General features: G+C 40.5%; 19 protein-coding genes. 10 read left to right on the top strand and 9 right to left on the bottom strand.

The window, feature by feature from the left end:
* The first annotated feature begins 43 nt into the window (after nt 1–43).
* The 4 genes from HMPREF1532_RS18835 to rprY all read left to right on the top strand — a co-directional run bounded on the left by HMPREF1532_RS18835 (nt 44) and on the right by rprY (nt 7,482).
* Nucleotides 44–2,536, top strand: a complete 2,493-nt coding sequence (locus tag HMPREF1532_RS18835) for a glycoside hydrolase family 2 TIM barrel-domain containing protein (protein ID WP_005933569.1) — start codon at nt 44–46, stop codon at nt 2,534–2,536.
* Nucleotides 2,537–2,803: 267 nt separating this feature from the next.
* Nucleotides 2,804–4,960 (top strand): elongation factor G, encoded by a 2,157-nt coding sequence (locus tag HMPREF1532_RS18830; RefSeq protein WP_005933566.1) that lies wholly within the window; start codon nt 2,804–2,806, stop codon nt 4,958–4,960.
* Between the two features lie 265 nt (nt 4,961–5,225).
* Nucleotides 5,226–6,776, top strand: a complete 1,551-nt coding sequence (locus tag HMPREF1532_RS18825; protein WP_005933563.1) for a sensor histidine kinase — start codon at nt 5,226–5,228, stop codon at nt 6,774–6,776.
* Between the two features lie 4 nt (nt 6,777–6,780).
* A complete protein-coding gene (gene rprY, locus HMPREF1532_RS18820) occupies nt 6,781–7,482 on the top strand; it encodes a response regulator transcription factor RprY (RefSeq protein WP_002562540.1) in 702 nt (233 codons plus the stop codon).
* Between the two features lie 63 nt (nt 7,483–7,545).
* Here rprY and HMPREF1532_RS21575 read toward each other — a convergent pair whose 3' ends face one another.
* Both HMPREF1532_RS21575 and HMPREF1532_RS18815 read right to left on the bottom strand, forming a co-directional pair.
* Nucleotides 7,546–7,722 carry a hypothetical protein gene (locus HMPREF1532_RS21575; RefSeq protein WP_005933561.1) on the bottom strand — a complete coding sequence of 59 codons (177 nt, stop codon included), beginning with the start codon at nt 7,720–7,722 and terminating at the stop codon, nt 7,546–7,548.
* A 131-nt stretch (nt 7,723–7,853) separates the two neighbouring features.
* Entirely contained in the window at nt 7,854–8,300 is a 447-nt protein-coding gene (locus tag HMPREF1532_RS18815; protein ID WP_005933559.1) for a MarR family winged helix-turn-helix transcriptional regulator, read from the bottom strand.
* Nucleotides 8,301–8,461: 161 nt separating this feature from the next.
* Here HMPREF1532_RS18815 and rpsF point away from each other — a divergent pair, with 161 nt between their 5' ends.
* Genes rpsF through rplI form a run of 3 tightly spaced genes read left to right on the top strand, consistent with a single transcriptional unit; the run spans nt 8,462 to nt 9,539 of the window.
* Nucleotides 8,462–8,806, top strand: coding sequence for a 30S ribosomal protein S6 (gene rpsF / locus HMPREF1532_RS18810; protein ID WP_002562537.1), 345 nt, complete (start codon nt 8,462–8,464; stop codon nt 8,804–8,806).
* A gap of 2 nt (nt 8,807–8,808) precedes the next feature.
* Nucleotides 8,809–9,081 carry a 30S ribosomal protein S18 gene (gene rpsR / locus HMPREF1532_RS18805; protein ID WP_002562536.1) on the top strand — a complete coding sequence of 91 codons (273 nt, stop codon included), beginning with the start codon at nt 8,809–8,811 and terminating at the stop codon, nt 9,079–9,081.
* Nucleotides 9,082–9,095: 14 nt separating this feature from the next.
* The gene (gene rplI / locus HMPREF1532_RS18800; protein ID WP_005933552.1) at nt 9,096–9,539 is read left to right on the top strand and encodes a 50S ribosomal protein L9; all 444 of its coding nucleotides are present in this window, start codon (nt 9,096–9,098) and stop codon (nt 9,537–9,539) included.
* A 205-nt stretch (nt 9,540–9,744) separates the two neighbouring features.
* On the opposite strand, the gene HMPREF1532_RS18795 is transcribed toward rplI, so the two are convergent.
* Both HMPREF1532_RS18795 and HMPREF1532_RS18790 read right to left on the bottom strand, forming a co-directional pair.
* Nucleotides 9,745–9,960: a hypothetical protein gene (locus HMPREF1532_RS18795; protein ID WP_005933549.1), complete on the bottom strand. Its 216-nt coding sequence runs from the start codon at nt 9,958–9,960 to the stop codon at nt 9,745–9,747.
* A gap of 157 nt (nt 9,961–10,117) precedes the next feature.
* Nucleotides 10,118–11,791, bottom strand: a complete 1,674-nt coding sequence (locus tag HMPREF1532_RS18790; protein WP_005933546.1) for a long-chain fatty acid--CoA ligase — start codon at nt 11,789–11,791, stop codon at nt 10,118–10,120.
* A gap of 204 nt (nt 11,792–11,995) precedes the next feature.
* Between HMPREF1532_RS18790 and mtaB the strand changes: the two genes are divergently transcribed.
* From mtaB to HMPREF1532_RS18775, 3 genes are read left to right on the top strand one after another with little or no spacing between them, the layout of a single operon-like run.
* Nucleotides 11,996–13,315, top strand: coding sequence for a tRNA (N(6)-L-threonylcarbamoyladenosine(37)-C(2))-methylthiotransferase MtaB (mtaB, locus tag HMPREF1532_RS18785; protein WP_005933542.1), 1,320 nt, complete (start codon nt 11,996–11,998; stop codon nt 13,313–13,315).
* Nucleotides 13,316–14,347, top strand: a complete 1,032-nt coding sequence (locus HMPREF1532_RS18780; RefSeq protein ID WP_005933540.1) for a glycosyltransferase family 2 protein — start codon at nt 13,316–13,318, stop codon at nt 14,345–14,347. It abuts the gene before it with no gap.
* A 5-nt stretch (nt 14,348–14,352) separates the two neighbouring features.
* A complete protein-coding gene (locus HMPREF1532_RS18775) occupies nt 14,353–14,874 on the top strand; it encodes a methylglyoxal synthase (RefSeq protein WP_005933538.1) in 522 nt (173 codons plus the stop codon).
* A gap of 425 nt (nt 14,875–15,299) precedes the next feature.
* On the opposite strand, the gene HMPREF1532_RS18770 is transcribed toward HMPREF1532_RS18775, so the two are convergent.
* The 5 genes from HMPREF1532_RS18770 to HMPREF1532_RS18750 all read right to left on the bottom strand — a co-directional run bounded on the left by HMPREF1532_RS18770 (nt 15,300) and on the right by HMPREF1532_RS18750 (nt 24,114).
* On the bottom strand, nt 15,300–16,259 hold the full coding sequence (locus HMPREF1532_RS18770; protein ID WP_044097587.1) for a hypothetical protein: 960 nt from the start codon (nt 16,257–16,259) through the stop codon (nt 15,300–15,302).
* A 283-nt stretch (nt 16,260–16,542) separates the two neighbouring features.
* A complete protein-coding gene (gene folB / locus HMPREF1532_RS18765; protein WP_005933534.1) occupies nt 16,543–16,914 on the bottom strand; it encodes a dihydroneopterin aldolase in 372 nt (123 codons plus the stop codon).
* Between the two features lie 56 nt (nt 16,915–16,970).
* Nucleotides 16,971–17,981: an acyltransferase family protein gene (locus tag HMPREF1532_RS18760; protein ID WP_005933530.1), complete on the bottom strand. Its 1,011-nt coding sequence runs from the start codon at nt 17,979–17,981 to the stop codon at nt 16,971–16,973.
* Nucleotides 17,982–18,105: 124 nt separating this feature from the next.
* Complete coding sequence (locus HMPREF1532_RS18755; RefSeq protein WP_025818998.1) at nt 18,106–20,808, bottom strand: 4-alpha-glucanotransferase; 2,703 nt, start codon at nt 20,806–20,808, stop codon at nt 18,106–18,108.
* A gap of 768 nt (nt 20,809–21,576) precedes the next feature.
* Nucleotides 21,577–24,114 (bottom strand): adenosylcobalamin-dependent ribonucleoside-diphosphate reductase, encoded by a 2,538-nt coding sequence (locus tag HMPREF1532_RS18750; protein ID WP_005933524.1) that lies wholly within the window; start codon nt 24,112–24,114, stop codon nt 21,577–21,579.
* Between the last annotated feature and the right edge of the window lie 228 nt (nt 24,115–24,342).

Here is a 24,342-nt window from a genome sequence, read left to right as displayed (position 1 = left end):
GTTTTAAAAAGAAACCGCATCTTTAGACACAAAAACAATAGGTATGAAAAGAAAATTAAGTGCATTGATATTGATAGTTCTATCAATATTTCTATCTGATGATCTATTTGCCGATCCGATGTTTGGAAAAAAAGAATTAATAACGGACGATTGGCAGTTCATCTTAAATGATTCTCCGGAGCTTCCTGACGCAAATCAGAATTGGTTAAAAGTTGACTTGCCGCATGATTGGAGTGTGCGAGGACAATTGAGTCCTACATTAGCCAGTTGTACGGGATATCTTCCCGGAGGAACCGGCTGGTATAAGAAAAAATTAAAAATAGCAGATGAATTAAAGGGTAAAAAGCTTTATGTATATTTTGAAGGTGTGTACAACAGGAGTGAGGTCTACATTAACGGACACTTATTGGGTAAACGTCCGAATGGTTATATTTCTTTTATGTATGATATTACCTCTTATGTAAAGTATGATTCGGATAACATGCTTACGGTTAAGGTAGATCATAGTCGGCGGGCTGATTCTCGCTGGTACACCGGATCTGGTATTTACCGGAACGTCTATTTGGTGGAGGCCAATCCTGTGCATATTGCTCAATGGGGAGTATATACTTATCCGAAGTCGGTAGCAGAAAAACAAGCTGTTCTTCATGTCGAAGTGGAAGTAGAGAACGAGTCGGACGTAAATTCTACTGTAACTGTAAACAATGAATTGATTGATACTGAAGGAAATACGGTGGCAAGGAAATCTGGGAAATTATCCATACAATCCGGTCTGAGTGAAAAGATCCGGTCTGATTTAAAAGTAAATGCCCCTCGACTTTGGGATATCGACCATCCCAATCTTTATCAACTGAAAACCACTGTTTCTAAAAATGGAGAAATCATTGGTGAAACAGTGGCCAAAGCCGGTTTACGATCTTTCACTTTCGACCCTGATAGAGGATTCGCACTCAATGGCAACTGGATGAAAATGAAAGGAGTGTGCATTCATCATGATGCCGGAACTTTAGGAACGGTTGTTCCACGGGACGTTTGGAGGAAAAGGTTACTGAATCTGAAAGAGATCGGTTGTAATGCCATTCGTACGAGCCACAATCCGCAAGCTCCCGATTTATATGATTTATGTGATGAATTGGGGCTTCTGGTTTTGAATGAGGCTTATGATGAATGGGAGTTTCCTAAACGTAAGTGGATAGAAGGCTGGAACGTAGGCGTACCCGGATTTCAAGGTTCATACGATTTCTTTCGGGAGTGGGGTGAGAAAGATCTTGCCGATATGGTACAACGTGACAGAAATCACGCATCTGTATTTGCATGGAGCATAGGAAATGAGGTTGATTATCCGAACGATCCTTATTCGCATCCCATACTTGATGGAGATGGAGGTTTTACTCAGGCCATGTATGGCGGTTATAAAAAAGATGCACCCGACGCGATGCGTCTTGGGGATATAGCGAAAAGGCTTGTAAAAGTAGTAAAACAGTATGATATTTCTCGTCCTGTTACTGCTGGTTTGGCCGGAGTAGCGATGTCTAACGAAACGGAATATCCCGGTGCTTTGGATATTGCCGGATATAACTATACGGAAAGCCGGTATGATTCAGATCATTTAAAATATCCCGGTCGTGTGATTTATGGAAGTGAAAACCGGCACGATATGGAAGCATGGAGAGCGGTTAGGGATAAAGAACACATATTGGGGCAATTTTTGTGGACTGGTATCGACTATTTGGGGGAATCCGGCAGATGGCCTTCGCGTGGATTCTATTCGGGGCTTTTGGATTTTAGTGGAGAGATCAAACCGCGCGGTTATTTTCGTCAGGCACTTTGGTCGACAAAACCGATGGCTTATATTGGAACTTATCCCACTCCGGGAATGAGAAGCGGGAGTTTGATGAAAGATGTTTGGTCTGGGTTGGAGGCATTGAATAGCGGAAGCGGTTATATCGAGAAGACGCCTTCTATGGATGCGTGGCCCATCTGGAATTATATTGTCGGACAGTCTGTTCGTGTGGTTTGTTACACGAATGCTGCAAAAGCCAGATTGGAATTGAATAATAAAATTGTCGGCCAAACAAAAGATTATGATGATAATACGGGAATTATCTATTGGGATATTCCTTTTGAGTCTGGTAGATTGGAGGTGATAGGGCTGGATGTTAATGGCAATGAAGTCATACGTCATGCGATACAATCTTCAGGCCGGCCTTATGCATTGAAAATTGTACATCAGAATAATGTTATATCCAAAGATAAGGGGCTGGCTCAGGTAAGTTTAGAGGTGGTAGATGAAGAGGGTATTCCGGTGATGATTTCAGATGATGAAATAACGTGTCATATAGTTGGCCCTGCACGGCTTTTGGGATTGGAAGCGAGTAATAACTCTGATATGGGAGATTATACAGATCACGTTCAGCGTGTGTTTCATGGACGGTTGCTGGCATATATACAGGCTTCCGGAGCAGAAGGAATAATAAAAGTAAAATTCACATCCCCCTGGCTTAAGGAAATACAAACTGAAATTGCGACAAAATAGGATAATTGAATGCCTGTTTAAATTTCACATCCTTCGTAGAGGTTGTATGCCATGCACCTCTACAAAAAGTGGTCGTTCGGCATTTAACCTTTTTTACTCTGCGAACAGTTTCTTCCCGTTTTGTTTATTTCCATAACGTGTTACATAACATTGTTTAGTAACACAGTGCTCTTTGTTGCTTTTCCCCTTATTAATTCCTAATTTGCGCCACACTAAAATAATGGTATGCGAGAACATACTGAGTAATTCATTTAAATCTTATATATTATGAAGGTATATCAGACTAACGAAATTAAGAACATCGCCTTATTGGGAAGTTCTGGCTCTGGGAAAACCACTCTCGTGGAAGCAATGCTTTTCGAGAGTGGTGTTATAAAACGTCGCGGAACAATTGCCGCAAAAAATACAGTTAGTGATTATTTCCCTGTTGAACAAGAGTATGGCTACTCCGTTTTCTCTACCGTATTCCATGTAGAATGGAACAATAAAAAGCTGAATATGATAGACTGTCCGGGTTCGGACGACTTTGTAGGAGGCACAGTTACTGCACTTAATGTGACCGATACAGCAATTCTTCTTCTTAATGGCCAATATGGCATCGAAGTCGGTACACAGAATCATTTCCGTTACACTGAAAAATTGAATAAACCCGTTATTTTCCTTGTCAACCAGCTTGATAATGATAAATGCGACTATGATAATATCTTGGAACAGTTAAGAGAGGCTTATGGCTCAAAAGTTGTTCCTATCCAGTATCCTATTGCTACAGGTCCCGGCTTTAACGCCCTTATCGATGTTCTGTTGATGAAGAAGTATTCATGGAAACCCGAAGGAGGTGCTCCTATCATTGAGGATGTTCCGGCCGAAGAAATGGATAAGGCTATGGAATTGCACAAGGCGCTTGTAGAAGCAGCTGCCGAAAATGATGAGGGACTGATGGAAAAATTCTTTGAACAGGATTCATTGACCGAAGATGAAATGCGTGAAGGAATCCGTAAAGGGCTTGCGGCTCGTGGAATGTTCCCTGTCTTCTGTGTATGTGCGGGTAAGGATATGGGTGTACGCCGTTTAATGGAGTTTTTGGGTAATGTTGTTCCGTTCGTTTCTGAAATGCCTAAAGTAACGAACACCGAAGGCAAAGAGGTGGCACCCGATGCTAATGGCCCTACTTCCCTCTATTTCTTTAAAACCAGTGTCGAACCTCATATCGGAGAGGTGTCTTATTTTAAAGTAATGAGTGGAAAAGTGCACGAAGGCGATGATTTGGTTAATGCCGACCGTGGATCAAAAGAGCGTATGGCGCAGCTTTATGTGGTAGCTGGTTCCAATCGTATTAAAGTGGAGGAACTTTTAGCCGGTGATATCGGAGCTACTGTAAAATTGAAAGATGTTAAAACCGGTAATACGCTGGATGGTAAGGATTGTGATTATAAATTTAATTTTATCAAATATCCCAACTCGAAATATTCACGTGCCATCAAACCTGTCAATGAGGCTGATGTGGAGAAGATGATGAGTATTCTAAACCGTATGCGTGAAGAAGATCCGACTTGGGTGGTTGAGCAGTCTAAGGAATTGAAGCAGACGATTGTACACGGACAGGGAGAATTCCATCTGCGTACTTTGAAATGGCGCCTGGAAAATAATGAAAAACTTCAGGTGAAATTTGAAGAGCCGAAGATACCTTATCGCGAAACGATAACCAAGGCTGCCCGTGCCGATTATCGCCATAAAAAGCAATCCGGAGGTGCAGGCCAGTTTGGTGAGGTACATCTTATTGTTGAACCATACAAGGAAGGAATGCCTGTGCCGGATACTTACAAATTTAACGGGCAGGAATTTAAGATCAATGTAAAAGGTACTGAAGAGGTACCATTGGAATGGGGAGGAAAATTGGTTTTTGTCAATAGTATCGTCGGAGGTTCTATCGATGCCCGTTTTTTACCTGCTATCTTGAAGGGAGTGATGGCACGCATGGAGCAAGGGCCGTTGACCGGTTCGTATGCCCGTGATGTACGTGTGATTGTGTATGATGGAAAAATGCACCCGGTAGATTCCAATGAAATTTCTTTTATGCTGGCGGGACGTAACGCGTTTAGTGAAGCCTTTAAGAATGCCGGTCCGAAAATTCTGGAACCTATTTATGATGTGGAAGTATTTGTTCCGTCGGATAAGATGGGTGATGTAATGGGCGATTTGCAAGGACGCCGTGCTATGATTATGGGCATGAGCAGTGAGAAGGGATTTGAGAAACTCATAGCTAAAGTGCCTCTCAAAGAGATGGCTTCTTACTCTACGGCCTTGAGTTCTTTGACTGGTGGGCGTGCTTCGTTTATTATGAAATTCGCAAGTTACGAACTGGTACCTTCCGATGTACAGGATAAGTTAATTAAGGACTTCGAAGCCAAACAGGTAGAGGAGTAATTATTATTCGTTTATAATGCTTTAGCCGCTTTTCTTTCTTTTGAAAGAGAAGCGGCTTTTTTACTTAACAATGATTAAGAAAAGTGGAATTATTCAAGAGAAAGATTTAATTTTTTATTAAATTTGCAAACCAAAGGGTAGAATGTTTTGTTATAGTCGTCAGAACATGAGCTAAATATCGCCTTTCGGTTAATTTACGAGAATGTACGGTTAAAACAGGTTAATGTGTTAGGCGTGTTAATTAGGGAGTGTTAATTTTGTTGCTATGAAAAAGTCAACAATCTGGATATTAGGTATTGTAATGGGTCTTTCCTTCCTCGGATTACTTTACTTGCAAGTGAGTTATATAGAGGCAATGGTAAAGATGCGCAAAGAACAATTTGATAATTCTGTGCGGAATAGTCTGTATCAGGTATCAAAAGATGTGGAATTTGCGGAGACGGACCGTTGGCTGAGAGAGGATATTTCTGAAGCCGAACGGAAAGCACTGACAGCTTCTTCTACTATACAAGGAGAGGATTTGGTTCAGCAGACGCAACGTTTTACGGTGAAATCACCGGATGGAAGAATAATGACGGACTTTGAATTGAAAGTGATGACGAACAAACCGTCGGAGTTACCCAAAATGATGATTTCACGCAGGCATGGTGGAAATACGATTCCGAAAACATCGAAGTCATTGCTCGATGCGGTTAAGAATCGTTATATGTATCAACGGGTTTTGCTTGACGAAGTAGCATTGCAAATGGTTTATCGTGCCAGTGACAAGTCGATAGGCGAACGCGTAAGATTTAAGGATTTGGATGATTACTTGAAGTCGGCCCTACTTAATAATGGTATAGAATTGCCTTACCACTTTACAGTAATCGATAAAGATGGACGAGAAGTATACCGTTGTGCGGATTTTGAAATGAAAGGAAGCGAGGACTCTTATACCCAACCTCTTTTTCAGAACGATCCGCCGGCCAAGATGAGTATTGTAAAAGTGCACTTTCCCGGAAAAAAAGATTATATTTTTGATTCGGTGAGTTTTATGATTCCATCTATGATATTTACTTTCGTGTTGTTGATAACGTTTATTTTCACGTTGTATATTGTTTTCCGTCAGAAGAAACTGACAGAAATGAAGAACGATTTTATCAACAATATGACACATGAGTTTAAGACGCCGATATCGACTATCTCGCTGGCAGCACAAATGCTGAAAGATCCTGCGGTGGGCAAGTCTCCACAGATGTTCCAGCATATATCGGGAGTGATCAATGATGAGACGAAGCGACTGCGTTTCCAAGTGGAAAAAGTGCTTCAGATGTCAATGTTCGACCGGCAGAAAGCAACGCTTAAGATGAAGGAAATCGATGCGAACGAGTTGATAACAGGGGTGATAAATACTTTCACTTTAAAGGTGGAACGATATAATGGTAAGATAACATCGAACCTTGAGGCCACTGATCCTGTTATATTTGCAGATGAAATGCATATCACCAATGTGATCTTCAATTTGATGGACAATGCGGTGAAGTATAAGAAGCCGGAAGAGGACCTGTTGCTAAATGTCAGAACTTGGAATGAACCGGGAAAGTTGATGATTTCTATACAGGATAACGGTATCGGTATAAAAAAAGAAAACCTTAAAAAGGTATTTGATAAGTTCTATCGCGTGCATACAGGTAATCTGCACGATGTAAAAGGATTCGGATTAGGGTTAGCCTATGTGAAGAAGATTATTCAGGATCATAAGGGAACTATCCGTGCCGAGAGCGAATTGAATGTGGGAACAAAATTTATTATTGCATTACCTTTATTAAAAAATTAATGATATGGACGAGAAACTGCGTATTTTATTATGCGAAGATGACGAGAATCTTGGCATGCTTTTAAGAGAATATTTACAGGCAAAAGGTTATTCTGCTGAGTTGTATCCGGATGGAGAAGCTGGTTATAAGGCTTTCTTGAAGAATAAGTATGATTTGTGTGTGTTTGATGTAATGATGCCTAAGAAAGACGGATTTACATTGGCGCAGGATGTACGTGCTGCAAATGCGGAAATTCCTATTATTTTTCTGACAGCAAAAACACTGAAAGAAGATATTTTGGAAGGTTTTAAGATTGGTGCGGATGACTACATAACCAAACCTTTCAGTATGGAAGAACTGACTTTCAGAATCGAGGCTATCTTGAGACGTGTGCGTGGAAAGAAGAACAAAGAAAGTAATATCTATAAAATCGGTAAGTTTACTTTCGATACACAGAAACAAATTCTTGCCTCGGAAGGGAAGCAAACGAAACTGACTACAAAAGAATCGGAATTACTTGGTTTGCTTTGTGCACATGCAAATGAAATCTTGCAACGTGATTTCGCTTTAAAGACTATCTGGATTGATGATAACTATTTCAATGCTCGCAGTATGGATGTATACATCACTAAATTGCGTAAACATTTGAAAGAAGATGACTCTATCGAGATTATCAATATTCACGGAAAAGGGTACAAACTGATTACTCCTGAAGTTGAAAACTAAACGGAGGATAAAATAAAAAAGTCCGGGAATATTCATTCCCGGACTTTTTTATTTCCATTAATATCAATCTGCGATTCTCTTGTTGATTACAATATAAGAGATAAGACCTAAAACTACCAAGACTACAGAAGTTCCTAAGATGGCATTGTTGTTTACATTGCCAGTAAAAGAACAAGCAATCAAGATGATTACTCCAGCCAAGATCAATATTAATCCTAAATTCTTTAATAAGCCTTTCATGTGTGTGTATTTTTATAGATTATTTTATTCTTAGCCACAAATTAAAGCATAATTCTTTAACGGGCGAAATTATTTATGCAAAAAAACTATTATTCAGTGTAAATAGTCAGTTTTTGCATATTTATAAACATCTAATCTTTGGTATTAAAGAATATTTTTCTCAGAACTTCCTGGCTGACGCTTAGCTCTTCAACGGTAATACCTTGTAAGGCTTCCATGAGAGTCCGGTTGGCTATAAGACGTGCCTTTTCTTCCAGTTCCTTACCGGTTTTTGTTAAGTGGATGAGGTTGGTACGGCGGTCTTTCTTGTCTGAGATGCGAACTACAAGATGCTGACGTTCCATATTGTCTATCAGCCGGGTCATGCTTGGCTTATCTTTAAAAGTTGCATTACACAACTCTTGCTGGGTCACACCGTCTTTTTCCCAAAGAAAAATGAGTACGGTCCATTGTTCTGGACTGATTTCCAAACCGCCTTGGCGGAAGTTACGGTACAGCTTTCGGTTAATAGCAGCAGAGACTTTGCCATTCAAAATGGCAAAAATAAGTCGGATGTCAAAGTTAAACTGTTCTATCATGAAATTATTGTTTCAACAACTTTGCAAAGGTAGGATGCTTCTTCGATAAATCCTATTTTCCGGGTATAAAAAAAGATTAAATGTTTGTTGTTCAAAATAAAATGTCTAACTTTGCACCCGCATTTTTAAATCAAATAAATTATTTATTTAATTAAACGAGTATGAATCAATACGAAACCGTTTTCATTTTAACTCCCGTTTTGTCTGATGTTCAGATGAAGGAAGCGGTAGAAAAATTCAAAGGCATTCTTCAGGCTGAAGGGGCTGAGATTATTAATGAAGAGAACTGGGGACTGAAGAAGTTGGCTTATCCTATCCAGAAGAAGTCTACAGGTTTTTATCAGTTGATCGAGTTCAATGCAGATCCTACTGTTATCGACAAGTTGGAACTGAATTTTCGTCGTGACGAACGCGTGATCCGTTTCTTGACTTTCAAGATGGATAAGTACGCTGCAGAGTATGCTGCTAAAAGAAGAAGTGTTAAATCAAGCAAAAAGGAGGATTAATCATGGCACAACAAGTTCAATCAGAAATCAGATATTTGACTCCGCCTTCAGTAGACGTAAAGAAGAAAAAATACTGCCGTTTCAAAAAAAGTGGTATCCGTTATATCGACTACAAAGATCCTGAATTCTTGAAGAAATTCTTGAATGAACAGGGAAAAATCCTTCCTCGCCGTATTACTGGTACTTCTTTGAAGTTCCAACGTCGTATTGCGCAGGCTGTGAAGAGAGCACGTCACTTGGCATTGTTGCCTTATGTAACTGACATGATGAAATAAGAAGGAGGAAAAGTATGGAAATTATATTGAAAGAAGACGTAGTAAATTTGGGTTATAAGAATGACATCGTAACTGTTAAGTCTGGTTATGGTCGTAATTATTTGATCCCGACTGGAAAAGCCATTATTGCTTCTCCTTCTGCAAAAAAAATGTTGGCTGAAGAACTGAAACAGCGTGCTCACAAACTTGAAAAGATCAAGAAAGATGCTGAAGCTATGGCTGCTAAGTTGGAAGGTGTATCTTTGACTATTGCTACTAAGGTTAGCTCTACGGGTACAATCTTTGGTTCTGTAAGTAATATCCAAATTGCTGAGGCATTGGCTAAATTGGGTCATGAAGTAGACAGAAAGATTATCGTAGTGAAAGATGCTGTGAAAGAAGTTGGTTCTTACAAAGCTGTCGTTAAACTGCATAAGGAAGTTGCTGTAGAAATTCCTTTTGAGGTAGTTGCTGAATAATAAGATACTTATTATATAAAAAGAAAAGCCTGTTCTCTCAAAAACAGGCTTTTCTTTTTATATAATCTTTTATTGTGTCCTTTTACACGTTTTTTTATCACTTATTCGTTGTGCTTCCTTGATATTTTATTGGGAAAGGGAACATAAAAAAAGTCTGTCCGTGATTTTTCACGTCAGACTTTCAATTCTCTCTAAACTGTAGAAATTATTCAGCTACAGTTTCTGTTACTGCTACGCTATCAACTACTTCTACTGTATCAATTGCTGCGGCTGCTTCAGCTGCAGCTGCTTCTACTGCTTCAAGTGAATCAGCGATACGGATAGAGTCTGCTTCTGCTTTTGCTGCATCAGCTGCTTTATTACCACAAGATGCCAACGATACTGCTGCGATAGCTGCGAACATTAAAACTAATTTTTTCATTTTCTTTGCTTTTTAATCTATAATACAATCAATTGCTTATTAAAACGCTGCAAAGATATAGACTTTTGGAATACGTTGTTCTCGATATACCAACTTTTTTTATATTTTTTTTCGAAGATCGCTTTCTATTTGTCTCACAATATGTTTTACAACATGGTTAGTTTACTGCTATGCTATTGTATAAGTAGCGTTTAATACTTCTTTTAGGAGTTTTTTCAAATTCCGTGGGATAGAGTTGGATCTGGCTTATCTTCTCATAGTTGGCTACGCTTGCATTTAGATTCTTCAGGTTTTCATCCATGATCGTTTTTAAATTCTCCGGTTGGTTGAGTCCTAACGAATCTAATGATTCATAATCTGCATATACCAAAGCCACTAACTTTTTGTTTCGTTCGATAATAAGGCTTTCAAGAATGAAAGGCAAGTTATTCAGTTTGGCTTCAATTTCTTCCGGGAATATATTTTGCCCGCTTGAACTCAGAATCATTGTTTTCAAACGTCCGCGTATAAAGATATTGCCATTGGCATCCATTGTTCCCAAGTCACCGGTGCGCAACCAGCCATCTTCGGTGAATACCTCTTGGGTTGCTTCCGGGTTTTTGTAATAGCCGGTCATTACATTTTCGCCGCGTACTTGAATTTCTCCGGTTTCCGCTTCCGGATTTTCTTTATAGATGCGTGCTTCCATAATGTCGAGTATCTTACCGGAAGAGGTTGGGATAAATTCGTTCCATGGTGCGTAGCTGATGAGCGGACCACATTCTGTCATTCCGTATCCGATGGTAAACGGAAATTTTATTTTATGGAAAAATTCCTCCACTTCCGGATTCATAGCCGCTCCGCCAATGATTATTTCTTTGAAACGTCCTCCCAGAGCATCGATCAGTTTTTTACGGATCTGTGCATAAATCTGTCCGTCGAGTAGTGGAATGCTGAGTGCCCATTTCATTCCTTTCTTATTAATGAGAGGTTGAATGGTGTTTTTATATATTTTCTCAATAACGAGCGGAACAGTGATAATCAAATTGGGTTTCACTTCTTCGAAAGCTTTCATGATGATTTTCGGAGAGGGGGTTTTGCCGAGCAGTGTGACATGGGTGCCTACAGCTGTAGCTGTCAAGAAGTCGAAAGCACAGCCATAGGCATGTGCCAGTGGGAGGAAAGAAAGTACTTTATCTCCTTTTTTCAGTAGCTCGGTACGGATACCGAAAGTAACGTTGCCTGCCAGATTGTTTCCGGTTAACATTACTCCCTTACTGAAACCGGTAGTGCCGGAAGTATAGTTCAATAGCATTACCTTGTCATTGGAAAGCGTGGTATATTGTACGTTTTCGCGGTGGAATCCTTTGGGATAGGTGTGATGCATCTCTTCATCCAGATGTTTGATGAATTTCTGTATGGTTTCTCCATCCCGCTGATATAGACAGCGGAAGTCTGATAAAGAAAATACTCCACGAAGTCCTGTGAGTTTTTCTTCTTCCAGATTTTCCCAGATGCTGTCACTGGTGAAAAGGAATACGGATTCGGAATGATTGACAATGTGGTGTACGTCGCTCGGATTGAAATCCTGAAGGATGGGAACAATAATGGCCCCATAAGTAATTGTGGCCATGTAAGCAATGCACCAACGGGCATTGTTTTTTCCGATAACCGCAATTTTGTCACCACGTCGCAGGCTACAATGTTTGAACAGCAGGTGAAGGCGGGCTATCTCTTCGGCAACTTGCCCATAGGTATAACTGATGTTGTCACCATAATCGGTATAACAAGGTAAATCCCAATTTTCGTGAAAACTGTTCTCGTATAATTTGATGAAATTCTCTTTTATCATTGCACGTTTTTTAGTAAACTGTGCAAAAATAGGAATAATAATTTAATTAGGAACCAAAAAATAAGATTTAACCACTGTGCGGAGGTTAAATTTTTTAATTTAAGTAAACGCTTAATTCTCTGTTTTTAATCCTTAATTCACATAGAATGCATTACTTTTCTTATATAATATGTAACTTTGTCACAAATATGCGTTTATTAAAATATGATAGATACCACTGTATTTCAAAATAAGACAGCTGTTTACTATACGTTAGGCTGTAAGTTGAATTTTTCTGAGACCTCGACTATTGGTAAGATTTTGCGGGAAGCAGGTGTACGTACGGCTCGTAAGGGAGAACATGCGGATATCTGTGTTGTGAATACATGTTCGGTGACCGAAATGGCGGATAAGAAGTGTCGTCAAGCTATCCATAGACTGGTGAAACAGCATCCGGGCGCTTTTGTTGTGGTCACAGGATGTTATGCACAGCTTAAGCCGGGTGACGTGGCGAAGATTGAGGGTGTAGATGTGGTATTGGGTGCTGAACAGAAAAAAGATTTGCTTCAATATTTAGGTGATTTGCAGAAGCATGGAGAAGGAGAAGCTTATACTACGGCAACCAAAGATATCCGTTCGTTTGCACCGTCTTGTTCGCGGGGAGATCGTACCCGCTTTTTTCTGAAGGTACAGGATGGCTGCGATTATTTTTGTTCTTATTGTACCATTCCTTTTGCTCGTGGGCGTAGCAGAAACGGAACGATTGCTTCGATGGTGGAGCAAGCTTGTCAGGCTGCTGCCGAAGGCGGTAAGGAGATTGTGCTTACCGGTGTGAATATCGGTGATTTCGGTAAGACGACCGGAGAAACTTTTTTTGATTTGGTGAAAGCCCTTGATGAAGTGGAAGGCATTGAGCGCTATCGTATTTCTTCCATCGAACCGAACTTGTTGACAGATGAGATTATAGAATTTGTATCCCGTTCCCGTCGTTTTATGCCTCATTTTCATATTCCTTTGCAATCGGGCAGTGATGAGGTGCTTAAACTGATGCGCCGTCGCTACGATACGGCTTTGTTTGCTTCTAAAGTAAAAAAAATAAAAGAGATAATGCCAGATGCCTTTATCGGTGTGGATGTGATTGTGGGTACACGCGGTGAAACCGGAGAGTTCTTTGAAAATGCCTATGAATTTATTGCCGGGCTGGATGTGACACAGCTTCATGTATTCAGTTATTCGGAACGTCCGGGTACACAAGCGCTGAAAATAGAGCATGTGGTAACTCCCGACGAGAAACATAAACGTAGCCAGAGGTTGCTGACTCTTTCTGATGAGAAAACGCGCTCTTTTTATGTCCGTCATACGGGGCAGGTGATGCCTGTTTTGATGGAAAAGACTAAGGCTGGTTTGCCGATGCATGGTTTTACTACTAATTATATACGGGTAGAAGTTGAAAATGATCCTTCTCTTGATAATAAAGTGGTTAATGTTTTGTTAGGTGAACTTAATGAGGAGGGAACGGCATTGAAAGGCACTATTCTATCATAAATGAAAAAGATATCGATTGTTATATTGAATTGGAATGGCTGTGAGATACTCCGTTCATTTCTTCCGTCGGTAATTCATTATTCGGATGGAGACGATATAGAGATATGCGTGGCAGATAATGGTTCTACGGATACTTCTGTTACCATGTTGCGGGAGGAATTTCCTGCTGTCCGTTTGATTCTGTTGGAACAAAATCACGGTTTTGCAGAGGGGTATAATCTTGCTTTAAATAAGGTAGATGCGGAATATGTCGTTTTGCTGAATTCGGATGTGGAGGTAACGGAACATTGGCTCGAACCACTTGTTGCCTATATGGATACTCATCCCGAAGTGGCGGCTTGCCAGCCGAAAATTCGCAGTTGGCATCAAAAGCAGATGTTTGAATACGCTGGTGCGGCAGGTGGCTACATTGATCGTTATGGTTATCCTTTTTGCCGGGGGCGCATGATGGGGACGACGGAAAGAGATGAAGGACAATATGATACCGTTGTTCCGGTCTTTTGGGCTACGGGGGCTGCTTTGTTTATTCGTCTGACGGATTATACGGATGTAGGCGGGCTCGATGCACGTTTTTTTGCGCATATGGAAGAGATCGACCTTTGTTGGCGGCTTCGTTCGCGGGGAAGGGGCATTGTCTGTATTCCGCAAAGCGTAGTTTATCATGTAGGTGCGGCAACACTGAAAAAAGAGAGTCCGCGTAAGACTTTTCTCAATTTTCGTAATAACCTTGTCATGCTTTACAAAAATCTTCCTTCTGAAGAATTAAGTGAGGTAATGCGTGTTCGTACGATTCTTGATTACATCGCTACCTTTCAATTTTTGCTTAAGGGACAGTTTGGGAATGCCAAGGCGGTGCTTCATGCACGAAAAGAGTATAAGCGGCTTCGTTCTTATTTTAGTAAGGCCCGGGAGGAAAATTTACGAAAAACTTATGTGAATCCGATTCCCGAACAGATAAAAAACTGTATCTTGTGGCAGTTTTATGCGAAAGGGCGCAAGCGTTTTTCGCAATTGTCTAACTTTAAAGGATAGCATAAATGGAAAAAAGGTTGGTTAGAAAGATCGGTTTGGTGGCACATGATGCTATGAAGAGAGATCTTATTGAATGGGTACTTTGGAATTCCGAATTGTTAATGGGGCATAAGTTCTATTGTACGGGGACGACCGGAACACTGATTTTGGAAGCTCTTAAAGAAAAGCATCCCGATGTAGAGTGGGATTTTACTATTTTGAAATCCGGTCCGTTGGGGGGTGACCAACAGATGGGATCACGCATTGTGGATGGGGAAATTGACTATTTGTTTTTCTTTACCGATCCAATGACACTGCAACCTCACGATACAGATGTTAAAGCCTTGACCCGCTTGGCCGGCGTGGAGAATATCGTGTTTTGCTGTAACCGTTCTACGGCCGATCATATCATATCCAGTCCATTGTTTATGGATCCCGACTATGAACGGACTCATCCCGATTATTCCGGATATACCAAGCGGTTCGAGAACAAACCGGTGGTAACGGAAGCAGTGGCATCTGTCAATAAGCGTAAGAAAAAGAAATAACGGATTTGAGAAAAAAGATGTAGCATCTTTTAAAAAAGGATGTAACAGGTTTCAGTAAAAGATGTAACGGGTTTTAAAAAAAGATGTAGCAAGCTTCTTCGGAAAGATGCTATATCTTTTTTTGTAAACGACATTTTGATGTGAAGTAGACAGAATTTATATTCCCAAATAACTTGTTTTTCAGTTTGATTTCCCCCTTTCACCTTCTTCACCTTCTGGTTGTATCCCCTTATTGATGGGTAATACGAGGTGAAAGCTTTCTTGATACTGTTCTTGTGGAAAGCAGTTAGGATGTTTAGTGCACTTGTGTAGCCGATTCAGCCGTCTTAGGCATGATGTATAAGAGACGGGGATACCGCCTTCACCTTGTATTGCCCATCAATAAGGGGATGTAGTGAAATGGTGAAGGAAGTGAAGGGGGTGAATTATAGGGCTGCAATAATGTTTTTCTGTTTTTCAAGAAAAGCGATACGTTGTGTTTCTCCACTTTCTGATATCTGCGTAGAATGTCGTTTCAGAGATTGAATCCATTTCTTTTGCATCTGGCAGATATGAGGATTTTGCGAATCCATGGAATTGAGAGAGTAGATGCTGAAAAGGCTGACCTCAAAGTTCTTTTTGGAGATGTAGCTGTAAGTCGTTTCAAAATTAATGTTTGACAGATAAATGGATAATTTATTACCATTATTGAACTCCCCTTTGACAGACAGATATTCCAGATCGGTGAGCAGTTGTTGCAACTCTTTTTTTAGCTGGATGACATCCTTTGCAGATATTAGCTTTAGTCCGGCAAAGTATTGTATTTCTTTTACGAAAGAATGAAAGATACTGTTGTCCCATATAAAATAGGTCTTTCCACTTTTTTTTGCACTTTCACTTAATCTTTTATGGGCTATAATAAGCTTTTCCGGAATTTGTACTTCAGATAGGGAATTGGGAGCTTTTATTTCTCCGTTTTGGTAAATCCATTGGCACAGGCGGAATTTTGTGAGGTATTCGTATGATGAATAGAGTACAAATGGAATTGTATTGGAGGCAGTATATATTTCAGTATTATCATCTCCTTTTATAAGATAGAGGAGTTGGTGATAGCGCTCTATAATTTCATGATAACTTTCTAACAGATCGGATTTATGTAATAAATTCATATTAAAAGTTACCCGGTTTGCTAAGTGGTTTCCGATAATCTGGTCGATAGATATTCCCAAGTTGCAAGAGATTATGGCTATTTCGTCAAGAGTGAATGCTACTTCTCCCCGTAATCTACGGTAGGCAGCTTCTTTTCCTATGCATAATGTATTTATCAGATAACTTGCCAGACTTTGATCTTGCGGCATTCTATCTTTCATTTCATTAATCAATTCTTTTACGATATAGCTTTTTATCATGTTTTTTTCTTTACTTTTATTAGTAGTCAGGAGATTGTTTATGGGTTGAGACTTGCATTTGCTACAAATTTAGGAATAGAAAATAAAAATTAAATGATTCTTATCATGTGCACAATTAAATACTTTTTCTTATTAAGTAATCCGGAAAAGCAAATTGGTGTAAAGCGAAAAACGGATGCGTAGTTTATCGGGAATTTATAGAGAGAGGAAAAGAATGTTTACCGGATATTCTCTTTTCGTGCATGAAATAAATACTGGAATCATGAAATGGAATGCAAAATTAGCTTCTGGTACAGTGCATTTCTACTCCTGCAGAATCAATGTCTGCTCCCATTGGGGGATTTCTTTTTGACAACTTGATTTCTATCTCTTCAATGCCCGGAAACTCTTGAAATAATCTGGTCGCGATACGTCCGCATACATGTTCTAATAATTTGGACGGTATTTCCATCTCCTGTTTCAGTATTGCATAAATGTCCGCATAACTGATTGTATCGTCTAACTCGTCTGTGACGGCAGCATGTTTGAAATCTGTTTTTAACCTTAGATCGATGTAAAATTCATTACCTGTAACCATTTCCTGCGGGGCCACTCCGTGGTGGGCAAAGAAAAGTACATTTTTCAGGAGTATATGGCAACTGTTTATATTCATGATAATGTTTTTAAGATGATCTTTTTTGCAAAGATATAATAAAACTCGGGTTTTCTTTATCTGATTTTAATCAAATCTTTTTGTGCTACTACTTGCGGCATGACTTTTAGAAAAAATGGGGTCAATACAATACAAATGGCAAGGGTCACGAATAACAAAGTAAAGGCGAGTACCCATTCGTTGTGGATGTATCGCGATACGAATTGTCCGCCAAAGTGGAGTATGGGGCCGTGAATGCCGAGTGTGATGACCGAATAACGTCCGAGATAGGATATTACGGAGATGTGCTTGAGCCGTTTGCAGAAAAGCATGATCATAAAGATGCCGGCAAGCGCGGCTATATAGAATTGAGCGATATTTCCTGTATAGCTGTTGGTACGCATTCCGGGGGTGGTAGCGGTAAAATACATGATGGTAAGGGCCATTGCCATAAACAATGGGATCCATTTATCGAAACGGTGAGGAAATAAGAAGAAATTATAACGCCGTATCCAGAATCCGGCTGCATAAAATGGGAGGGCGGTCATTGCCACATCCATGTAAAATGGCAGTTCGAAGCGATATTTTCCCATATAGAATCCCGCAGCCCCTATGAGCAGGGTAGAGGCAAACATCAAATTCAAATGTTTGTTGCGTAAGAAATGGATCAGGTAAAACAGGATGTTACAGTTAAACAGGGCTATTAGAAACCAGATAGGCGGATTGAATTTAATCAAGTCGTGACCGTGGAAGATGACGAGCATTTCACTCCACTGAACCGGTAAATGGAATACTCCCGGAGCGATTTTCCATACGACGTATTTTAGTAGGAAAGCGGTTATATAGAAGAAAGTGAAAGGGATGAGCAATTTGTTTATTTTGCGGATAAGAAAACCTGCAAACCCTTCATAGGATTTAAAGAAGATGCCGGATATAAAAAAATAAAGCGGCATGCGAAAGCAGGATATCATTGAACTTTCATCGAATTTGGCAAATGCCCCGTCAATGTGTGCCATAACCACCAGAATGATGCAGATCCCTTTGGTAAGGTCTACAAAATCAATCCGTTTATTTGTGTTGTCGTTCATTATCTGCTTTTTAAAGTACACAAAGATACAGGATATCTATTAAAAAACAACGCCTCCTCCGGATTGATTTATCGAGAGAAGGCGTATTGATGATTTTAGAATGAACTTGTTGTTGAACGGACTGTTATTTTTCCGGTTTTCTTCCGGTCTGTTTCACGAGCTCTTTTATTTTTTCATTCAGACTTTCTGCTTTCATCAGTTGTTCTAATGTCAGATGCATGCGGTAACGCCAATAATGGCGCGGGTTGGCAGGTACGTTGATACGTTCTTCTTGTACATTCGGATTGCGCCATCTACCGTCTATCGACAACCAGTCTTGCAACGAGAGGATGCAAAGGATAGAGTTGCTATACAGATGTTTGCGTACTACCTCTTCGCACAATTCCGGAGTGGCTGTCGATGGAGCGGAACCGTAATGTCCGAGCATCGTATTATAATACCTTTGTGTCTGCTGATAGTCCTCTTCCCACCATCCGCGGAGCGTCGACATGTCATGTGTGGAAATGGTACAGACCGAACGATACGGATACTCATCCAGATGTCCGAATTCATAAGCCGGATTTTTAGGCATGCGTTGTATCTCCAAGCTGAGGATACGTAAATCGTTCATCACCCAGGCTACGCAATCAGGAATCATACCAAGATCTTCACCACATACCAGCATGCGGGTGGACTGTGTCAATTGAGGCAACTTCTTCATGGCTTGTTGTTGCCAGAATTGATTGTGACGATGGTAGTAATATTGATCGTACAAACGGTTGAAAGCGGCTTTTTCCCAATCGTTCAAGGAGCGATAGATGAAGTCGTGCTGTACACCGATACGCGGATGATATTTATGGGCTTCTTGTCGGTCCGGTACAAACAATACGTCACTGATAAGTGCATAGAGTCCGTCACGAATCCAGATGCTGTCATCATCGGTTTTTCCGGTGAAGAAAGCTTCTACTTTACGTTGGGTATCGAATTCGGGACGCATGCGGTACACCTCCCACGTTTCGGTAGGCTCGATAAAGGTCTGTTTAACATAATCGGTATGTGGACCGAATAATTGCCCCAGGAAATATTCATGGATATAAGGTTTTAAAAACTCTTCACGGAAAGGCAATCCGTAACTTTCTATCTCTTCGCGGCTCATGGGCAATGAGGGCACAAACTGGCCTAACAATCCATGAACTGCATGCATGGGTATTTCCCAGATGCGGAAGAATCCGAGTATATGGTCGATACGGTAAGCGTCGAAGTATTCGGACATTTTTTTGAAACGCTTCATCCACCAGCTATAACCGTCTTGTTCCATCACTTCCCAATTATAAGTAGGAAATCCCCAATTTTGTCCGTTTACAGAGAAGTCATCGGGCGGTGCACCGGCCTGACCGTTGAGGTTGAAATAATAAGGCTCTGTCCAAGCTTCTACACTGTTGCGACTGATTCCGATAGGAATATCCCCTTTAAGTACTACACCGTTTTCGCGGGCATAAGTGGTTGCTTCCAGCAGTTGAAGATGAAGATTAAATTGGATATAGAAATAGATAGAGATGAATGGATAATCTACTGAATCCGGTTGGCACATCTTTTCTATTTCATCTGCATTGTACGTGGCATGGCGCGGCCATTCACGGAAATTAGGCGTTTGGAATGCGTCACGTAAATAGCTGAAAACAGCATAGGGTTGTAGCCATTCCTTATTGGCATCGAAGAAAGTTTTGAAAGCTTTGGATGCTAATACTTTTTCACCTTCCTGGAGGAAGATAAGGCGGAAATACTCCCATTTTGTCCGATTTACCGCCTCATAGTCGATGGTAGGAAGTGTATTCAGCTCTTTTTGTTTTTTGTTGAAAGCCGAGGCTGCTTCTTTGTTCTTTAACGTACCCATTCTTTTGAGATCGGCGTACATCGGATGAAATGCATAGATGGAGATACTGTTGTATGGATAAGAATCTGTCCATGTATGCGTCATGGTAGTATCGTTGATCGGTAGTATCTGTACTACTTTCTGGTCGGTGCTGACCGCCCAGTCGATCATACGTTTCAGGTCGCCAAAGTCGCCTACGCCGAAGCTCTTTTCTGATTTCAGTGAGAAAATAGGAACGGCTACTCCTGCACCTTTCCAGGCAGGAATATCAAAGTATGCATAACGGTCGGAAATGACAAGTGTCTCGTTGGCTTTTAGTTCCGGCTTTGCCATATAACGGTTGGGATTGTTTTCCCATACTTCGACATGTTTTTCTTTTTTGTTGTAGAGTACGAATTTGTACTCGATAGGGAAACTCAGTTTACCGGCATCCAGTTCTGTTTGCCATTCCGGAAAATTGATATCGCTCATCAATAACGCTTTATCCGGATTCCAGTCCCCCAATATCTTTTGATTACCACAAATAGCCAGGCAATAATCTTCGTTGACACGTGGAGCATATGCTTTTATCATCAGCCCCTTTTTATAACTTTTGGGTATTTCCATTCTGTTTCGGTGCGCCAAAAGTGATTCGGTGAAAGCCGAGCTATAAAAATATTGCTGTTCAGGAAGATTTTTCCAACTGTCATTTATGAGGTATCTCTTTTTGCTGTCTCCTATAAGATAAAGACGACGGGGAAAGCTGTCCCATTCACGACGAACTGCTTTTCCGTCTTGCCAGATGAGATAGCTATAGTCTACTATTCCTCTTTCGGAAATCTGTATTTCAGTTTCTACTGTCCAATGAATCCCATCTACGGTATGGAGAGGAATGGAATGTTCGGGCTGATTATTTCCCAATTCGGGGGCAGAACCTGTAATCCTTACTTCTTCTCCCCAGTTGGTACGGTATTCAATATTAAACGATACTGTCATATATATTAGATTTTGATTATAGACGATTGATTGATAATGCAAGTATAAGACATTCTTTTTATATATTATGTATTGGGATTATTGGAAGTAATTTAAAATGTTATGCAAACGTTTGTGTTGAGGTGTACTTTTCTTTTGTCTTGATACAAAAGAAAAGATACCAAAAGAAAAAATCAAGGCTGCATTTTTTCTCCTACTCTCTTCCTTCGTTTCGCTAAAGGGGCTCGAACTCGCTTTGCTCAGACAATCGCCCCTTTTTACGCTACACTGCGGGCGTTCGCTTGACGGAGAAAAAATGAGGCCGCTGCGGTTACCGTAGAGCAGTGAGGCATTTGCTCGTTTTTTCGATTGTATGTTGTGCATATTTGTTTTTTGTATGATTCTTATATATGATTCCCATATATACTTTTCCTATATGATTCTTTAGTATGACTTATCTATGCTCTTTTATATCAAGTTTTTCCTTTGTTATATTTAATGAAAGGACTTTGCCCTTTTCGTTTTCGATTGTTTTTATATGATAAAAGTTTATTCTTATTATATTCCTGTGCTTATGTCATTATTTTTCATTTCCACGCCGAATGGTTCCCCGGCCTCATTTATGTAGCGTAAAACGGAACTCCGGTAAAAAGCGTAGAAAGGGCGATTGTTTGAGCGAAGCGAGTTCGAGCCCTTTTAGCTTTTTGCCGGAGTGCAGTAGCTACATAAATGCAGCCTTGATTTTTTCTTTGGTTCTTTCTTTTGCATCAAGGCAAAAGAAAGAATAGTTTATCCACAGCGCGATGCCCCACACGTCGTACAAATAAGGCATCCCTCCTGATAGACGAGAGTTTCGTTTCCACAGTTCGGGCATTTCTTACCTTTAGCTTCCGTACCGTCCTGGATATATTTTTTCAACGCACGTTCTACACCATTTTTCCAGGTATTGATATTTTCACTGTCTAACTGTAATGAACTTACCAGTTTGATAACTTGTTCGATAGGCATTCTGTAACGAAGTACTCCTGAAATTAGTTTTGCATAATTCCAGTATTCTTTATTGAACTTTTCGGACAAGCCTTCGATAGTCATTTTATATCCGCGTTTGTTCTCAAACTGGAAGTCGTAGCGCTTGTTTCCATTTTCATCTACATTTTTGATGATACGTCCGCTTACTACGCTTTTCGGGATGAATATCCCTTCGTCGTCGTCTTGCAAACCGGTAAATATCTCGTAAGGATGTCCGTCGAGTAGACCGACCAAGGCTACCCATTTTTCCTTATTGTTTTGAAAACGAACGACGTCTGCTTCAAGTACCGTCGGACGGGTTTCTACAATCGTAGGCGGTTTACATGGAGGTAGTTCTTCTTTCTTATCCGATTTGGTTGAAATCAATACTCCCGAACGTGAGCCGTCACGATAGACCGTACAACCTTTACATCCGGATTTCCATGCTTCTACATATAAACGGTTTACAAGGTCTTCATCCACGTCATTAGGCAAGTTGATCGTAACACTGATTGAATGATCCACCCATTTTTGGATGCGTCCTTGCATTTTTACTTTCATTAGCCAGTCAACATCGTTGGACGTTGCTTTATTATAGGGTGATTGGGCAACCAAATCATCGATCTCTTCCTGTGTGTACCGTTTGGACGGATCGTAGCCGTTGGCTTCCATCCAAGTGACAAATTTATGGTGGAATACGATGTATTCCTCGAAAGCGTCTCCTGTTTCATCCACGAAGTCCACATGTACATTTGTGTCGTTCGGATTTACTTTTCTGCGGCGTTTATATACCGGTAAGAAAACAGGCTCGATACCTGAGGTGGTTTGTGTCATCAAACTGGTTGTTCCGGTCGGGGCAATGGTAAGGCAAGCTATATTGCGGCGGCCGTATTTTTTCATCTCTTCGTAAAGTTCCGGATCTGCTTCGCGCAGGCGATTGATGAATGGATTTTCTTTTTCACGTTCCGTATCGTATATTTCGAAAGCGCCACGTTCTTTTGCCATCTCTACAGAGGAACGGTAGGCACAAAGAGCCACTGTTTTATGGACTTGTTCGGAAAACTCGGTAGCTTCCTCTGTTCCGTATCGCAGTCCCAATGCGGCAAGCATATCACCTTCGGCGGTGATACCTACACCTGTACGTCTTCCCTGACCGCTTTTCTTATATATTTTTTCCCATAACACACGTTCGGTACGTTTTACCTCTTCATTTTCCGGATCTTCATTTATCTTTTGCATGATCCGTTCTATCTTCTCCAGTTCCAGGTCGATGATATCGTCCATGATACGTTGTGCCAATGCTATATGTTTTTTGAAGAGATCGAAATCAAAATAAGCATCCGGCTTGAACGGATTTACTACGTATGAGTATAAATTGATGGCCAACAGACGGCATGAGTCGTAGGGACATAAAGGAATTTCTCCACATGGGTTGGTAGAAACGGTTTTATAGCCGAGATCTGCATAACAGTCAGGGACGGATTCACGAATGATCGTATCCCAGAACAGTACACCCGGTTCTGCTGATTTCCATGCATTGTGCACAATCTTTTTCCACAGAACGGAAGCGTCAATTTCTTTTGTTGTTGTCGGATTAGCGGATTCAATCGGATATTGTTGTACATAAGACTGATTGTCTATGGCAGCTTGCATGAAAGCATCGTCCAGTTTTACGGAAACATTGGCTCCGGTTACTTTTCCTTCCGTCATCTTGGCGTCGATGAATGCCTCAGAGTCTGGGTGTTTGATAGATACGCTTAACATTAATGCTCCCCGACGTCCGTCTTGTGCAACTTCTCGTGTAGAGTTGGAGTAGCGTTCCATAAAAGGAACCAAACCGGTAGAAGTCAATGCGGAGTTTTTGACAGGCGATCCCTTAGGGCGGATATGTGAAAGATCATGACCCACACCACCGCGTCTTTTCATTAATTGTACCTGCTCCTCGTCAATTTTGATAATAGCACCGTAAGAGTCGGCCGATCCGTCTACACCGATTACAAAACAGTTGGATAATGAAGCTACCTGATAGTCATTACCGATACCGGTCATCGGGCTACCTTGTGGAACAATGTATTTAAAATGATCGAGCAGTTTGAATAATTCTTCCGCACTAAGGCCGTTAGCGTACTTGGCTTCGATACGTGCCACTTCGTTTGCAATTCTCCAATGCATATCTTCCGGAGATTTCTCGTAAATATTTCCGAAAGAGTCCTTAACTGCGTATTTGTTTACCCAAACCCTGGCAGCAAGTTCATCACCTTGAAAATATCGTAAAGATTCTTCAAAGGCTTCTTCATAAGAATAAATTTGTTCTTTCACGTTAGTATGTGTCTTAGATTTCTTTATTTAATAAGTAAATGTGTAGAAGCTTACTTATCATTAACAAACGTGCTTGCAAAGCTATGAATGTTTTTTGGTATATCAAAATAAAAATGAGATAATTTATATATAGATTATAAGTTTCCCGTTTTAAAATAGTAAGTTATTGAAAAACAGTACAATGATGATTTTGTCTGCCGCTTGAAGTTTTCTAAAAAGAAAATTAAT

Source organism: Bacteroides salyersiae WAL 10018 = DSM 18765 = JCM 12988 (assembly GCF_000381365.1).
Taxonomy (GTDB): domain Bacteria; phylum Bacteroidota; class Bacteroidia; order Bacteroidales; family Bacteroidaceae; genus Bacteroides; species Bacteroides salyersiae.
The sequence above is the reverse complement of the archived record's forward strand: the minus strand, read 5'-3'. Positions and strand labels throughout refer to the sequence as shown.

Coding starts and splice junctions, on each gene's coding strand:
- HMPREF1532_RS18835 (WP_005933569.1), top strand. CDS start 44: ATGAAAAGAAAATTAAGTGCATTGATATTGATAGTTCTATCAATATTT.
- HMPREF1532_RS18830 (WP_005933566.1), top strand. CDS start 2,804: ATGAAGGTATATCAGACTAACGAAATTAAGAACATCGCCTTATTGGGA.
- HMPREF1532_RS18825 (WP_005933563.1), top strand. CDS start 5,226: ATGAAAAAGTCAACAATCTGGATATTAGGTATTGTAATGGGTCTTTCC.
- rprY (WP_002562540.1), top strand. CDS start 6,781: ATGGACGAGAAACTGCGTATTTTATTATGCGAAGATGACGAGAATCTT.
- HMPREF1532_RS21575 (WP_005933561.1), bottom strand. CDS start 7,722: ATGAAAGGCTTATTAAAGAATTTAGGATTAATATTGATCTTGGCTGGA.
- HMPREF1532_RS18815 (WP_005933559.1), bottom strand. CDS start 8,300: ATGATAGAACAGTTTAACTTTGACATCCGACTTATTTTTGCCATTTTG.
- rpsF (WP_002562537.1), top strand. CDS start 8,462: ATGAATCAATACGAAACCGTTTTCATTTTAACTCCCGTTTTGTCTGAT.
- rpsR (WP_002562536.1), top strand. CDS start 8,809: ATGGCACAACAAGTTCAATCAGAAATCAGATATTTGACTCCGCCTTCA.
- rplI (WP_005933552.1), top strand. CDS start 9,096: ATGGAAATTATATTGAAAGAAGACGTAGTAAATTTGGGTTATAAGAAT.
- HMPREF1532_RS18795 (WP_005933549.1), bottom strand. CDS start 9,960: ATGAAAAAATTAGTTTTAATGTTCGCAGCTATCGCAGCAGTATCGTTG.
- HMPREF1532_RS18790 (WP_005933546.1), bottom strand. CDS start 11,791: ATGATAAAAGAGAATTTCATCAAATTATACGAGAACAGTTTTCACGAA.
- mtaB (WP_005933542.1), top strand. CDS start 11,996: ATGATAGATACCACTGTATTTCAAAATAAGACAGCTGTTTACTATACG.
- HMPREF1532_RS18780 (WP_005933540.1), top strand. CDS start 13,316: ATGAAAAAGATATCGATTGTTATATTGAATTGGAATGGCTGTGAGATA.
- HMPREF1532_RS18775 (WP_005933538.1), top strand. CDS start 14,353: ATGGAAAAAAGGTTGGTTAGAAAGATCGGTTTGGTGGCACATGATGCT.
- folB (WP_005933534.1), bottom strand. CDS start 16,914: ATGAATATAAACAGTTGCCATATACTCCTGAAAAATGTACTTTTCTTT.
- HMPREF1532_RS18760 (WP_005933530.1), bottom strand. CDS start 17,981: ATGAACGACAACACAAATAAACGGATTGATTTTGTAGACCTTACCAAA.
- HMPREF1532_RS18755 (WP_025818998.1), bottom strand. CDS start 20,808: ATGACAGTATCGTTTAATATTGAATACCGTACCAACTGGGGAGAAGAA.